The following is a 13274-nucleotide window of genomic DNA, read 5'->3' as shown; positions in this document are numbered from 1 at the left end:
GTTCAAGTCAAATGACTTGAACTTTTTTTATTTGGCCTTGATTATTTCGGTATACGTTTCAGCAATTAATCTGGCAATGCGGCGCTGACCCACATCATTTGGATGTAACCCATCCGGCATAAATTGTGCCCGAAAGTCAGCCTGACTCGGATCAAACAAGCTTTTTTGCATTAAGTTGATGACCGGTACTGCCAAATCCTGACAAGCCGCAAGCTGAGCAGCTACATAGGCATGCAAATCCAAGCCCAAGCCATTTAACGTCCGGTCAGTTCGTCGCACCTGTTGCCCGCGGACAGGTGTTTGATATGTCGGCGTCAGGACGATGATTGTCGCCTGCGGCTGGCGTTGCCGTAAATGGGCAATAATCTGATAGAACGCACCGATATAAGTCGTAGCGGTTAAATCAGTCGGCCCACCAATGGGGACATCTCCCAACCAATCATCATCCGTACCTTGAACGATATATAAGTCAGCTGGATCTAACCGTTGTGCCTGTTGAAATATACTGGTAAAACCATTATCAGCAAGATGCGCACCGGATACCGCCAGATTTTGGACCGTGGCCCCTGTGGCTTTTTGAATATACTGGCCATAATTATATTTGGCTTTTAAGCCAAACGACACACTATCGCCAATAATGCCAATTTGGCGCACATTCTTAAGCGCCGAGTGCCGAATACGCGCTAAACTCACCATATCGGTGTCTTGCCATTGTGTCATTATCCGCCAAGTTTTAAACCGGCCGATAAGTTGATGGCTGAAATGTTTCAATTGTCCCCACATTGCGGTTTCCCAATGTCCTTTCTTGACACAAAGGTTAAAATAAAACCCCAAAAAATTTTGGGGTTTTAATCACCTATTTTTAATGTGCCTGATACAAAATAGCCAAAGCACCGATACCCGTATGGGTTGAGACAATCGGTGTTGTATTCGTCACTTCAATCTTAATATCGGGCCAGATAGCATTTAAACGGGCAGCCATTTTTTCGGCCACTTCTGGCACACCGGCATGAGAAATACCAATGGCAATCATTTCATTATAAGATTGCATTTTTTCAATCACACTGTCATTGAATTTGGCAATGGCTTTCATCCCACGTCCCTTAGCCAACACTTCAACTGAACCCGTGTTATCAACTGTTGCACCGACTTTAATATTTAACAAATTACCGATGATGCCAGATGTTTTACTCAAGCGACCACCAGCCACCATGTTATCTAATGACGTAAAACTCAAAAATGTATGCGATTCGGAACGTACCTTTTCTGCTTCCGCCAAGATTTCCGCCATTGATGCCCCTGTTTGTGCCATTTTAGCTGCTGCTAAAACAGGGAAAGCTTCGGCACGGTCAGCATTTAACGTATCAAATGTTGTGATTTTGGCTGCTGATAGTGCGGCCGCTTGTTCGGCTGCATGCACTGTCCCAGACAAACCAGATGAGAGATGCATACTCAAAATTTCTGATTCAGGATATTGTTGATGAATCGCATCATAAGCTGCTTGAAACTTACCAATTGATGGTTGTGATGTTTGCGGTAAGGTAGCACTTTTTGACATCTTTTCAAGGAATTCATCACGTTGAAGCGTCACACCATCTTCATAAACGACCCCATCAATTTGTACCGTCAAAGGCACTACCGTAATATCATATTGGGCGATTTCTTCTGGGGTTAAAGCAATCGCTGAATCTGTAACAATCTTTATATTCGACATTTTTTCCTCAATTCTTACGCTGATATCGTTCAACAACAAATGCGTAGTCATGTTTTTCATCTTTTGGGTGTGGTTGACTGGCAATCAGCTCAAATTGTGACAAATCCACCGTTGGGGCAAACGTATCACCCGCCACATCACCAGCAACTTTTGTAATTATTAAATCCGTGGCATAAGGCATGAACGCTTGATACATGGTTGCCCCACCAGCAATTGTCACATCACGATCTTCTGCCGCAATCTTTGCTAAAACTTCTGACATGCTATGCGCGACCAGTACGTCGTCGTAGCCAGGTTGCCAATCGGTTTGATGGGTTAAGACCAGGGTTGTCCGGTTGGGCAATGGGCGCCCAATACTATCCCAAGTCGTCCTACCCATAATCATTAACGTCCCCATTGTTTCTTGTTTAAATAGCTTAAGGTCATCAGGTAAATGCCATGGTAAGTCCCCATTCTTACCAATTGCGTGCTGTTTGTCTTCTGCCCATACCATTTTAATCTTAGTCATGTTGACTGAGCTCCTTTGCATAGGCTAACAATGCCGCTGGCTGATTAACCACTTGGCCTGTAACAACTGCCCGTTCAATTTGCTTTAAAATACGTCCCATTTGTGGGCCTGGTTGTACAATTTGTTCGGCAATTAATTGGCCGCCAGCCACACGTAGTTCACGTGTATGATGAATCGGTAAGACCGCAAACATCGCGTCCACATCGGCAATTACCGCATCATCGGTTCGGATTAAACGTAAGACGTGCATTAAAACGTCACGGTAATCATAAATTTGATATAACGTCCATAAGTCACGCCGCGCAATGTGGCGTGCAACCGGCACAACCGCAGTGGCCATCTTAATCAAGTCCCGACTTGTTTTCCAAGTCCGCATAAATGTCGTCATCTCTGACTCATTTAATGTTGAACGGGTTAAAAGATGCGCCCAAACGACGGGAATTGTTGCGGGTTGCTGGGCTTCAAGGTCAGTCATGATCGCATCAAATTGCCACTGGTCAAGTTGACCAGGTAAGTACGTCACAATGCCATCTTCAATTGCCATGGCCAGACTGGCGGCGGCTTGTTGCCCCATCAATAGTTTTTCAAATTCAACACGAATCCGTTCAACCGCAATTTTGGCCAAATTTGGCGCCAACCGTTGCAAAGCTGCGCGGGTATCCGGTGCGATTTGAAAGCCAAGCTGGGCACTAAAACGTAAAGCGCGCATCATGCGCAACGCATCTTCGGTAAAGCGTACTTCAGCCTCACCGACGGCCCGAATGACGCCAGCCGACAAATCCGCTAGTCCATCGAACAAATCAACAATTTCACCATCATAGGTCATGGCTAAGGCGTTAATCGTAAAATCACGGCGTTGCAAATCTTCGGATAAACTGCGCACAAACGTAACCGTATCCGGTCGGCGAAAATCTGTATAGGTCGATTCCGTCCGAAACGTCGTAATTTCGTAGCCCGGCCCATGATCTAATACCATCACAGTCCCGTGCTGAATGCCAGTATCGACTGTTTTATCAAATTGTTTTTTGACTTCTTCTGGAAATGCAGCACTCGCAATGTCAACATCATGAATCGGTTTTTGAAGTAACATGTCGCGTACGGCGCCACCAACAAAATAGGCCTCAAATCCGGCTGCTTCTAAACGTTGCAAAACTGGTTGCGCAGCCACAAATTCCGATGGTAACGTTTCAATTTTCATACATAATATCCTTTTGTCTATTATATCAAAAACACCCTAATTAGAAACACTCCCTCGCACCATTTATCAGGCTGATTCCGGTCTTTTTTCTCACCTTAGTAAGCTAAATCTTCCAGACGCATTTGCATGTCCAGATCATCAGGTGCCAAGAATAGATATTGCTTCAACGCAGTGATTTCTTCTTCAGGTTGCCCTTGTTCATGGTACCAATCAATCAAATCGCGCAAGAAGGCGCTATTGTCTTGGAATAATGGCGCAGCAGTTGCCCAATTTTCAGCGGCCTTGTCTGTCTCCCCGATAGCCTGATAGGCACGGGCTAATGACCAATAGAACTGTGGATCTAAGACATCCTCTGCCATAGCGGTCGTTAAGCGCGCAATCACGTCGTCATAACGTTGTTGGGCAAGCCAAAGATCTGTCAACGCAATTAACGTGGCCACATCGGACTCATCAACAGCGAGTCCCTTAAGGTAATAAGCTTCGGCTGCCGCTGTATCCCCCAATTTTTCAGCCGCTTGGCCAGCAAGACGATATAACGCCACATTCGTTTCATCTTGGGCCAACCCCGCTTGGTACGTCCGATAAGCATCTTCTAACTGGTGAATTTGCGTATAGGCTTGTCCAAGTAGTGGATAAACTGATGTGTACTTTGGATCAACATCCAAAATGTCATTAAATAGCCGAATGGCTTCGTTTTCTCGATGCGTTTCTTGGTACAAAATAGCTAGTTGGAACCGCGTGTCCAACGTCATCAATTCCGGCTTGATTTGTTCCAAATAACCAATAGCATGGTCATATTGTCCGATTTGGGCATATGCAACCCCGATCCGAGCCACCAAGTCCACCCGACTCATGTCGCGCTTGCCTTTCAAAAGTAAGGCGCGGTAGCGACTAATGGCCTTTTGGTAGGCTTGATTTGCGAAATAAAATTCAGCTAAAGCAAACTGGATAATATCTTCATCTGGTGCTAATTTTTCAGCCTGTAACAAACTGTGTTCAGCTGCTTCATTTAAGCCTTCTGATTGATAAATATCGGCCTTAACCAATAATGCCCGCAAATAAGAATCAGAATCTGGTTGAATTTGCGCGAGGTAGTTTTGTGCGTCATCAATATCGCCATCTTCAATAGCAATGTCAGCTAACGCTGTGCGCAATTCATCTTCGTCCGGATACTTAGCCAATAATTGTTGATAAGCCCGTCGTGATTCTTCTAAAAAGCCCAAGGCATACAACTCTTCGGCTAAACTATAAATCAACTCATCGCTATCTTGACGTAATGATTGATCAAAAAATTTTTGCGCCGGTTCTAACTGACCACGCTCCAGTGCATCTAACATTTGTTCGGCATAACTTGTTGACATTCTGACTCCTCTAACTTTGACCCCTATTTTTTATTGGCCGACCACACTACTTTTTAGGGCAGTATGTCACCATTAATATGATTTTATTTAACAGCCTATTTTACCATAAAACCGTTGGTAACAGCGACTTTATGGCTAACATATCGGCAATCTATTCAAAATAAAAACGCCGCTCATTGAGCAGCGTTACTAACTAATATCTTACTTCTTGAGATGGTCGAAACCATCTTTCACTGCGTCAACGGCTTCTTCTGCCTTGTCCTTGACTGCTTCAGCAGCATCTGATAGCTTGTCCTTCACATCAGCAAATAGCCCTTGAGCCTTGCCTTCTGCTTCACGTGCCTTATCACCGGTAACCTTGCCTTCTACTTCTTTTGCCTTACCAGCAACCTTGTCCTTAGCGTTATCAAACTTTTCTTCAACTGACATAACTTGTCCTCCTTGAGTGGTGATTTGACGTTACAAGCATATTCTAACACAAAAAAGATAATATAGGGTGAATTTTGCACATTATTTTTTAAGTATTTTGCCCTTTATTTATTAATGCCTTTTAAAATTAATGGCATCATGACACAGAAAAAGGCAAGCGCTATTGCGCTTGCCTTCGGTATGCTAGATTAGAAAATAAACACTTCTGTTGACTCATTTCCCCCCAGGATACCCTGTCAATCACGATTCAGTCAGAATCTGATTACTTAACAGCTTCCTTCAATGCCTTACCAGGCTTGAATGCAGGTACCTTTGATGCAGGAATTTCGATTTCTGCGCCAGTTTGTGGGTTGCGACCCTTACGAGCTGCACGGTCACGAACTTCAAAGTTACCAAAACCGATCAATTGAACCTTTTCACCGTTCTTCAAAGCTTCTTCGATTGATGTAAAGACAGCATCAACTGCTGCAGTAGCATCCTTCTTTGTCAAACCAGTTGCCTTTGCAACTGAATCTACTAATTCTTGCTTGTTAGCCATTTTCGCTTCTCCTAAGAGTTTTTATTAACCGTCAACCGGTTTTGAAATCTGTCGAAACATTATTTCATGTAACTAGAATAACACAAGAACGCCCGAATGTGTAGTGTTTATGCGGGTTTTCAGGTTTTCGTAATAATTTTGTCACAAGAAAATGACGTCATCACAACATACCTCACATGCGCCGTTGCTGATTTCTCATTTGCGGGCACGGACAATCAATTTGATTGGTGTACCCGTGAAATCAAAGGCTTCACGGATTTTATTTTCTAAGAAACGTTCGTATGAGAAGTGCATCAATTCAACATCATTAACAAAGATAACAAAAGTTGGTGGTTGCACGGCAACTTGTGTCGCATAGTAAACACGTAAGCGACGGCCATTATCAGTTGGCGTTGGGTTCACGGCAATCGCATCCATAATGACATCATTCAACGTTGACGATGAGATACGCTTACGGTGGTTAGCATCAACGTCCTTAATCATCTGTGGCAAACGATCCAAACGTTGCCCCGTTTTTGCTGAGACAAAGACAATTGGGGCATAATCCAAGAACTTAAATTCTGCGCGAATCATATTCTCGAAATCCTTCATCGTGTGATCATCTTTTTCAATGGCATCCCACTTGTTGACCACAATAATCATGGCACGGCCGGCTTCATGCGCAAAACCTGCCACGTGCTTATCTTGTTCCCGAATACCTGCTTCGGCATCCAGCACCATCAAGACCACATTACTATCATCAATGGATTTCAAGGCGCGCATCACAGAATACTTTTCCGTATTCTCATACACCTTACCGCGCTTACGCATCCCAGCAGTATCCACCATGATGAATTCATCACCTTCAGGTGTGACAAAACGCGTATCGATGGCATCACGGGTTGTCCCTTCGATATCAGACACAATCACGCGTTCTTCGCCCAAAATGGCATTCACAATTGATGACTTGCCAACATTAGGCCGACCAATGATACTAAAACGAATAGCGCCATCGTCTTCTTGTTCAGCTGCTTCGTCGGGGAAATTCTTGACAACTTCATCCAACAAATCACCTAAGCCCAAGCCGTGTGAACCAGAAACTGGATAAGGTTCACCAAGACCAAGTGAATAAAAGTCATAAATATCTTGACGCATTTCTGGGTTATCGATCTTATTGACCGCAAGCACGACAGGCTTGTCCGTCTTATAAAGCATTTTTGCGACAACTTCATCAGCTGACGTCACCCCTTCACGCCCAGATGTCACCATGACAATGACATCAGCTTCATCCAAAGCTAATTCAACTTGGGCCCGAATTTCGGCCAAAAACGGTTCGTCTCCGAGTTCAATCCCACCGGTATCAATCATCCGGAATTCATAATTCAACCATTCGGCTGGCGCATACAAACGATCGCGTGTCACCCCTGGTTGATCTTCAACAATTGCAATACGTTCTCCGACCATCCGGTTAAAGATAGTCGATTTTCCGACGTTTGGTCGGCCAACAATGGCTACTACTGGTGCTGCCATAATCGCACCTCCTTTTTCATACCGTGAGCGCCCACTAATGCTCACTCAATTTTTCTTCAAAAATAAAAGAACTGGCGAACCAGCTCTTTTATGTTGATGCTTCTTACAACTTATCACCAAAGATGTCACCCAATGTTGCGGCTGAGTCATCTTGTTGCTTGTAAGCAGCGATATCAGCACGTGAAGCTGAACCATCGTTACCACGACGATCTTCACGTTCTGGCTTTTCTTCCAAAGCCTTCATTGACAATGAAATACGTTCTTCGGCTGGCTTAATGTCCAATACCTTCACTTGTACCTTGTCACCAGACTTCAAAACTTCTGATGGGTTTTCAATACGCTTGTTTGAAATTTGTGACACGTGCACAAGACCTTCGATACCAGGCAAAATTTCAACAAAGGCACCAAAGTCCTTCACACGCTTAACAGTACCTTCAAGCACTGAACCTGCAGCGATTTGATCTGCAGCTTCGTCCCAAGGTCCACGTTGTGTTGCTTTGATTGACAATGAGATACGACCCTTTTCAGTGTCCAATGCCAAGATCTTAACGTCAACCTTGTCACCCTTTGTCAATACATCGGCTGGGTTCTTCACACGATCATGTGAGATTTCTGATACGTGAACCAAACCATCAACACCACCCAAGTCAACGAATGCGCCGAAGTCTGTCAAACGAGCAACAGTTCCTTCAACAACTTCACCAACTGACAACTTGCTAAATACTTCAGCCAACTGTGCAGCACGTTCTTGTGCAGCAACAGCCTTACGTGACAAAATCAAACGTGCATTAGCAGGGTCAATTTCGATAACTTGTGCTTTAATATCCTTATTCTTGAATTGGTTCAAATCAGAAACGAAACGTTCTGCAACCATTGATGCTGGTACGAAACCACGTACGCCGTTAACATCAACAATCAAACCACCACGAACAGCGTTGATAACCTTGGCATCAACTGTGTCACCTTCAGCAAAGCTCAAGTTTTCCCATGCTTTGCGCGCATCCAAACGCTTCTTTGACAACAAGTAAGCTACGCCTTCCTTGTCGCTTGTTACGTTAGAAATGACAACTGCTTCAATGGTATCACCAATTTTTAATTCGTCTGCCAGGTTGATGTTACGATCGTCTGAGTACTCACGTGCTGGCACAACTCCTTCTTCACCGGTAGACAAACCAACAACTGCTTGGTTATCATTATCAATAGCTAAAAGCTCACCGGTAACGACATCTCCCACCTTAATTTGATCTGCTGCGCTTTCGAGAGCTGCTAAGAACTCGTTGTTTGTTTCACTCATGACGTCTAACGTCCTCCTACAATTTACACTATGTGTATAGTTTACCAGAATATTTTTATCTTGTATAGTAAAAAACAGCGTTTTCACGCTGTAAGTTAATCTCGCTGTTTATCTAGAATAATTTTTGTAATCATTGCCACAACTTCATCGATGCTGTGACCCGTTGTGTCGACCAAAACGGCATCATCGGCTTTGACTAACGGACTAATCTGACGATGTGAATCCTTATAATCACGCGCCTCAATTTCAGCTTTTAAAGTTTGCAGGTCAACAGTCATGCCCTTAGCTAAATTCTCTTGATAACGGCGTTGTGCGCGTTCGTCAACACTGGCCACAAGGAAGATTTTCACTTGCGCATCTGGTAACACTGTTGTCCCAATATCACGCCCATCCATGATCACATTATGGCTGTTAGCAATGTCTCGTTGACGGGCCACAAGATCGGCTCGCACTGCGGCATATGATGAAACCAATGACACGTTGTTCGTGATTTCCGTTGAGCGAATCGCTTCCGTCACTTCTTGATCATTTAAGAAAACACGTTGCACTGGTGTCCCTGGTTCAAAGCGCACCTGCGTATGCGGCAGTAAAGCTACAACCCGTGCTTCGTCATCATAGGCGACGCCAGCTAATTTGGCCGCTAAGGTGATGGCACGATACATTGCACCTGTATCTACGTAAACATATTGTAATTGGGTAGCTAAAATTTTAGCAATCGTTGACTTACCAGCTGATGCTGGACCATCAATTGCCACCTGAAAATTATTTGTCATAGTCTCCTCTAACTTAGCGAATATTCAAATCGCGACCAGCATATTGGGTGTAATTTGACACCGTCAGGCCTGGGTTTAACGCAATCACTTGATCTGTTGTCATCCCATGGGTCACGGCAAAATTATAAAGTGTTTGGCTGGCACCGAGCACGGCTGTATTGTTGGCAACACTTGATGATGATACTTCAGGTGCCGCACTGCTACTACTTTCGACCGCACTTGATGAAACGCTCTCATCAACTGAACTTGTGTCATCACTACTACTTACAGCAGATTCAGATACAGCTGTATCGTCTGAAGAAGCGACTGATGACGATGATGAATCAACAGATGATGCTTTTTTCGACGACGCCGTTTTCTTATGACTCACTGATGACGCCACTTGTTGCTGGGGTGCTTTATGATTCACCCAAAAGCCATAGACTGGGACACTCGATAAAATCAGTAATCCAAGAATAATCAAAAATACCCGAAGGCGCTTGTGTTCGCTGTTTTGTTGGCTTGATTTACGCGAAAACTGCGGTTCAACTTTTTGTTGCTTTGATCGGGCTGACCGACTCATCTTATTTGGGTCAAAATCGTTCATAATAAAACGACCTCCATCATAATAGTTCACTTAAAAGTTTACCACATAGGAGGTCGTTGATGTCGATAACGTTTGCTTAAGATAAAATTTGACGTTGCATGGGCTGCAAAATAGAAAGCACCGCAAAACTGACAATGCCCCATATCAAACCTTGCGCAATATTAAAGGGGATCACCATCGCGATAAAATATTGGCCTAACCCAATCATTTTAGCGATGTCAAAATGGGCAAACTTCGCATAGAGCGGCACCGCAATCAACCAGTTCATCACGACACCTGCCAATGTTAAGCCCACTGTTGCCGCACCGACTGCCAACAAGGCGCGGCCAATTTTTTTGGCGTCAAACTGCGGCATTACCCAAAATAAGATAAGCGCAAAGACCACAATCGCCCCCAAGTTAACGGGTAAGCCAAGATAGGTATTGACCCCTTCATTAGCCAAGATTAACTTTAAGAGCGTCCGTAAGATAACGGTCCACAGTGCCGCTATCAGATCTAACCAATACCCTGCGATCAGCACCGGCACAATTGAAAAGTCTAATTTCAAAAAATCAGCCCCTGGTATCAACGGCAATTGTGGAAACAACATTAAGCCAAATGACAAGGCACTTAAAATCGCGATCAGCGTTAAGCGTTGCGTGCGTGTGTGTGAGATAGACATATTTTTTGCCTCAAAAAAACTGCACAATTTGTCAGGGTAGCACAAAAAGGCAGTTTTACTTTCTTTTTTAAACTTCTTTATACCCGACTTTACGGTCGGCTCTGGATTTTGACCAGATCAGCTGCTTACGCAGGTCGCGGGCTTACCATGTCTTGCATGTCTCACCGCCGGTTGGGATTTACACCCGACCCTGAAGTATATTCAATTAAGATTACTTACTAATTGTAACAAAGTAATCATCACAAAGCAACGTTTTAGCGGCGACGATACATTTTGTAGTCTTGATTCTTGAGGCGCTTGACTTCTGCACTGGTTAATTTACGATATTCACCCGATTGTAGACCCGTCAAATCAAAAAAGGCATACTGTTCACGAGTCAGCTTAGCGACTGGCAGCCCCACTTTTTGGAGCATGTTTTTCACTTGGTGATTACGCCCTTCATGAATAATAACGCGTACCATACTGGTCTTTTTGTCTTTATCCACGCGCTCAACACTCACCCGCGCCGGGGCCGTCTTCCGACCTTGAATGATCACACCACGCTTTAGCGGTGCTAGCTTTTCGTCAGTCGCAATCCCTTCAACTTTGGCCATATAGACCTTGTCAACACGTGACTTAGGGTGCATCAATTGATTAGCAATCACCCCATCATTGGTCAATAATAAAACACCAGTTGTATCATAATCTAAACGACCAACAGGATAAACACGTTGTGGCACGTCTTCAAGCACATCAAGCACCGTTTGGCGGCCCTTGTCGTCACTATTTGTCGTGACGACCCCACGTGGCTTGTTCATCAAATAATACACCAGCTTTTCGCGGCCTTCAATCGGTGCCCCATCAACCTGAACGGTATCATGTGGCATCACTTTGATGCCAAGGTTTTTGACCGTCTCACCATTGACTTGGACCCGACCTTGTGTGATTAATTCTTCTGCCCCACGACGTGAAGCAAGTCCTGCTTGCGCAATGACTTTTTGTAAACGTTGTGCTTCTTCAGACATCATTTTTTTCTTCCATTTCTGTTGTCTGCGCATCAAATGCGCTGGTAAATAATTCGCCACCACCATCTGCGACGTCAAGGGATTCAAAATCTGGTAGTGGTGGGAGTTCATCAAGTGACTTTAAGCCAAAATAATCTAAAAATTCGGCTGATGTCCCATACATAATAGGACGGCCTGGTTCATCTTTTCGCCCCGCTTCAACCACAAGCTGACGCAACATCAACTTCTGAATGGTCCCCGCTGACTGCACGCCCCGAATTTGATCAATTTCAATGCGCGTAATCGGTTGCTTATAGGCAATGATGACCAAAGATTCTAGTTGTGCTTGTGATAAAGTGGCCTGGGCTGGCGCTTCAAAATAGCCCTTAACAACCGCGCCAAGTGCTGGCTTGGTGACCAAACGATACATACCATCCGTTTCCCGAATCTCTAACGCACTGTTGGGATCATCAGCATATTTATTGGCGAGCGCTTCAATCAAGTTCAACACTGCCGGCTTATCGAATTGGGTAATACTACAAAGCGTTGATAGCGCCATCCCTTCATCACCAGCGACAAAGAGCAGTGCTTCAATTTGACTCAAATTATTCATGCCCGTCTATGTTCTCAATTTCTACAAATATTTCTGCTTGTGCATCCGTTTGATGCAAAATAACCTGGTCTTCCTTTGCCATTTCCAGCAAAGCAATAAACGTCATGACCAGCGATTCGCGATCATGTAACTGGTCAAATAACGACTCAAAGGGCAGCATATCCCCAACTTGGTGGGCTGCAAAATGCTGACGAATATTCGCCACTGCGTGCGCCATCGTCATTTTTTCACGGACAACCCGACGACTAATGGGTTCATGTTGTCGCTTTTTGCGCAATAACTTAGCAAACGCTACCTGTAAATCCACTAACCCAAGCCCTGGTGCCAGTGCCATATCAGGCTCAAAATCTGCTGGGACTGCCATCGGTAACCGTGCAAATGATTGGTGATCAGCGCGCTCTCTTTCTCGTAATTGCGCACTAGCAGCTTGAAACTGTTTATAGGTTAACAGTTGCCGCATCAATTCATCACGCGGATCATTCAACTCCTCAACCAGCATATCATCGTCATAGGTTTCTTGTGGCAACAAGTCCGCTGATTTAATTTGAACTAACGTAGCTGCCATCACCAAATATTCAGATGCCACATCCAACTGCATATCTTGCTGCGCCTGAATGAAGGCCAGATACTGGGCCGTGATTGTGGCAATTGGTAAATCAAAAATATCCAGTTCTGATTTTTTAATTAAATGCAGTAATAGATCTAACGGGCCTTCAAAATCGCTTAATTTGATTGTTAAACGCTGCGCTACGATGTTGCTCTTCTCCATTTATTAATTAATTTTTGATTATCTAAGGTTCCCATCAAAAAAGCCGTTGGATTTTGCGTTTGAAAATTAGACAACAACTCAAAATAATTTTCCACCGTGCGGGCTTCTGGGGTAAACGCCACATGACGCACCAACACGATATCATGGTCTAAAAATTCAACGCCTAAAACACCCTGCACCCAATTACTACGCTGCCAAACATAGAGACAACGTGTCTCACGATCGTTATACCAAGCCATTTCAGCTTTCAAAAACGGTAACTCACGTAACCCAGGCAACAACGATAAAATACCCATCACGGTTTTTTGATTATCACTTCTAGCCAATGCTAACATTTT

Annotated in this window: 16 protein-coding genes and 1 riboswitch; all 16 genes read right to left on the bottom strand. The window is 44.3% G+C overall.

Annotated features, from left to right (window positions below; all coding sequences use genetic code 11):
• Positions 1-27: 27 nt before the first annotated feature.
• Positions 28-720, bottom strand: coding sequence for an SGNH/GDSL hydrolase family protein (locus A9176_RS05945; RefSeq protein WP_242943201.1), 693 nt, complete (start codon positions 718-720; stop codon positions 28-30).
• A gap of 142 nt (positions 721-862) precedes the next feature.
• Positions 863-1714, bottom strand: a complete 852-nt coding sequence (locus A9176_RS05940; RefSeq protein WP_077282562.1) for a DegV family protein — start codon at positions 1712-1714, stop codon at positions 863-865.
• Between the two features lie 7 nt (positions 1715-1721).
• Positions 1722-2222 carry a dihydrofolate reductase gene (locus tag A9176_RS05935; RefSeq protein ID WP_029509284.1) on the bottom strand — a complete coding sequence of 167 codons (501 nt, stop codon included), beginning with the start codon at positions 2220-2222 and terminating at the stop codon, positions 1722-1724.
• On the bottom strand, positions 2215-3420 hold the full coding sequence (locus tag A9176_RS05930) for a CCA tRNA nucleotidyltransferase (RefSeq protein ID WP_077282560.1): 1206 nt from the start codon (positions 3418-3420) through the stop codon (positions 2215-2217). Before A9176_RS05930 ends, A9176_RS05935 begins: the two co-directional genes overlap by 8 nt.
• A gap of 95 nt (positions 3421-3515) precedes the next feature.
• The gene (locus A9176_RS05925; RefSeq protein WP_077282558.1) at positions 3516-4781 is read right to left on the bottom strand and encodes a tetratricopeptide repeat protein; all 1266 of its coding nucleotides are present in this window, start codon (positions 4779-4781) and stop codon (positions 3516-3518) included.
• 201 nt (positions 4782-4982) lie between these two features.
• A complete protein-coding gene (locus A9176_RS05920) occupies positions 4983-5210 on the bottom strand; it encodes a CsbD family protein (RefSeq protein ID WP_010000206.1) in 228 nt (75 codons plus the stop codon).
• Positions 5211-5472: 262 nt separating this feature from the next.
• Entirely contained in the window at positions 5473-5748 is a 276-nt protein-coding gene (locus A9176_RS05915; RefSeq protein WP_010000207.1) for an HU family DNA-binding protein, read from the bottom strand.
• Between the two features lie 195 nt (positions 5749-5943).
• Positions 5944-7257: a ribosome biogenesis GTPase Der gene (gene der / locus A9176_RS05910; RefSeq protein WP_077282557.1), complete on the bottom strand. Its 1314-nt coding sequence runs from the start codon at positions 7255-7257 to the stop codon at positions 5944-5946.
• 103 nt (positions 7258-7360) lie between these two features.
• Positions 7361-8551 carry a 30S ribosomal protein S1 gene (rpsA, locus tag A9176_RS05905; RefSeq protein ID WP_010000210.1) on the bottom strand — a complete coding sequence of 397 codons (1191 nt, stop codon included), beginning with the start codon at positions 8549-8551 and terminating at the stop codon, positions 7361-7363.
• A gap of 95 nt (positions 8552-8646) precedes the next feature.
• Positions 8647-9324, bottom strand: a complete 678-nt coding sequence (cmk, locus tag A9176_RS05900; RefSeq protein WP_077282556.1) for a (d)CMP kinase — start codon at positions 9322-9324, stop codon at positions 8647-8649.
• A gap of 13 nt (positions 9325-9337) precedes the next feature.
• Positions 9338-9910 carry a hypothetical protein gene (locus tag A9176_RS05895; RefSeq protein ID WP_029509277.1) on the bottom strand — a complete coding sequence of 191 codons (573 nt, stop codon included), beginning with the start codon at positions 9908-9910 and terminating at the stop codon, positions 9338-9340.
• A gap of 76 nt (positions 9911-9986) precedes the next feature.
• Positions 9987-10571: an ECF transporter S component gene (locus tag A9176_RS05890; protein WP_077282554.1), complete on the bottom strand. Its 585-nt coding sequence runs from the start codon at positions 10569-10571 to the stop codon at positions 9987-9989.
• 66 nt (positions 10572-10637) lie between these two features.
• Positions 10638-10773, bottom strand: a riboswitch (FMN riboswitch).
• Between the two features lie 52 nt (positions 10774-10825).
• A complete protein-coding gene (locus A9176_RS05885; protein WP_077283257.1) occupies positions 10826-11575 on the bottom strand; it encodes a pseudouridine synthase in 750 nt (249 codons plus the stop codon).
• Positions 11568-12167 carry an SMC-Scp complex subunit ScpB gene (gene scpB, locus A9176_RS05880; protein WP_010002770.1) on the bottom strand — a complete coding sequence of 200 codons (600 nt, stop codon included), beginning with the start codon at positions 12165-12167 and terminating at the stop codon, positions 11568-11570. The genes A9176_RS05885 and scpB overlap by 8 nt, the downstream gene beginning before the upstream one ends.
• Positions 12160-12936, bottom strand: a complete 777-nt coding sequence (locus A9176_RS05875) for a segregation and condensation protein A (RefSeq protein ID WP_029509275.1) — start codon at positions 12934-12936, stop codon at positions 12160-12162. The genes scpB and A9176_RS05875 overlap by 8 nt, the downstream gene beginning before the upstream one ends.
• Positions 12915-13271, bottom strand: coding sequence for a hypothetical protein (locus A9176_RS05870; RefSeq protein ID WP_010000220.1), 357 nt, complete (start codon positions 13269-13271; stop codon positions 12915-12917). The genes A9176_RS05875 and A9176_RS05870 overlap by 22 nt, the downstream gene beginning before the upstream one ends.
• Positions 13272-13274 lie beyond the last annotated feature (3 nt).

It is taken from the genome of Leuconostoc garlicum (assembly GCF_001998805.1).
Taxonomy (GTDB): domain Bacteria; phylum Bacillota; class Bacilli; order Lactobacillales; family Lactobacillaceae; genus Leuconostoc; species Leuconostoc lactis.
The sequence above is the reverse complement of the archived record's forward strand: the minus strand, read 5'-3'. Positions and strand labels throughout refer to the sequence as shown.

Excerpts from the sequence above, each read along its gene's own strand:
- A9176_RS05945 (WP_242943201.1), bottom strand. The coding sequence starts at position 720 with ATGACACAATGGCAAGACACCGATATGGTGAGTTTAGCGCGTATTCGG.
- A9176_RS05940 (WP_077282562.1), bottom strand. The coding sequence starts at position 1,714 with ATGTCGAATATAAAGATTGTTACAGATTCAGCGATTGCTTTAACCCCA.
- A9176_RS05935 (WP_029509284.1), bottom strand. The coding sequence starts at position 2,222 with ATGACTAAGATTAAAATGGTATGGGCAGAAGACAAACAGCACGCAATT.
- A9176_RS05930 (WP_077282560.1), bottom strand. The coding sequence starts at position 3,420 with ATGAAAATTGAAACGTTACCATCGGAATTTGTGGCTGCGCAACCAGTT.
- A9176_RS05925 (WP_077282558.1), bottom strand. The coding sequence starts at position 4,781 with ATGTCAACAAGTTATGCCGAACAAATGTTAGATGCACTGGAGCGTGGT.
- A9176_RS05920 (WP_010000206.1), bottom strand. The coding sequence starts at position 5,210 with ATGTCAGTTGAAGAAAAGTTTGATAACGCTAAGGACAAGGTTGCTGGT.
- A9176_RS05915 (WP_010000207.1), bottom strand. The coding sequence starts at position 5,748 with ATGGCTAACAAGCAAGAATTAGTAGATTCAGTTGCAAAGGCAACTGGT.
- der (WP_077282557.1), bottom strand. The coding sequence starts at position 7,257 with ATGGCAGCACCAGTAGTAGCCATTGTTGGCCGACCAAACGTCGGAAAA.
- rpsA (WP_010000210.1), bottom strand. The coding sequence starts at position 8,551 with ATGAGTGAAACAAACAACGAGTTCTTAGCAGCTCTCGAAAGCGCAGCA.
- cmk (WP_077282556.1), bottom strand. The coding sequence starts at position 9,324 with ATGACAAATAATTTTCAGGTGGCAATTGATGGTCCAGCATCAGCTGGT.
- A9176_RS05895 (WP_029509277.1), bottom strand. The coding sequence starts at position 9,910 with ATGAACGATTTTGACCCAAATAAGATGAGTCGGTCAGCCCGATCAAAG.
- A9176_RS05890 (WP_077282554.1), bottom strand. The coding sequence starts at position 10,571 with ATGTCTATCTCACACACACGCACGCAACGCTTAACGCTGATCGCGATT.
- A9176_RS05885 (WP_077283257.1), bottom strand. The coding sequence starts at position 11,575 with ATGTCTGAAGAAGCACAACGTTTACAAAAAGTCATTGCGCAAGCAGGA.
- scpB (WP_010002770.1), bottom strand. The coding sequence starts at position 12,167 with ATGAATAATTTGAGTCAAATTGAAGCACTGCTCTTTGTCGCTGGTGAT.
- A9176_RS05875 (WP_029509275.1), bottom strand. The coding sequence starts at position 12,936 with ATGGAGAAGAGCAACATCGTAGCGCAGCGTTTAACAATCAAATTAAGC.
- A9176_RS05870 (WP_010000220.1), bottom strand. The coding sequence starts at position 13,271 with ATGTTAGCATTGGCTAGAAGTGATAATCAAAAAACCGTGATGGGTATT.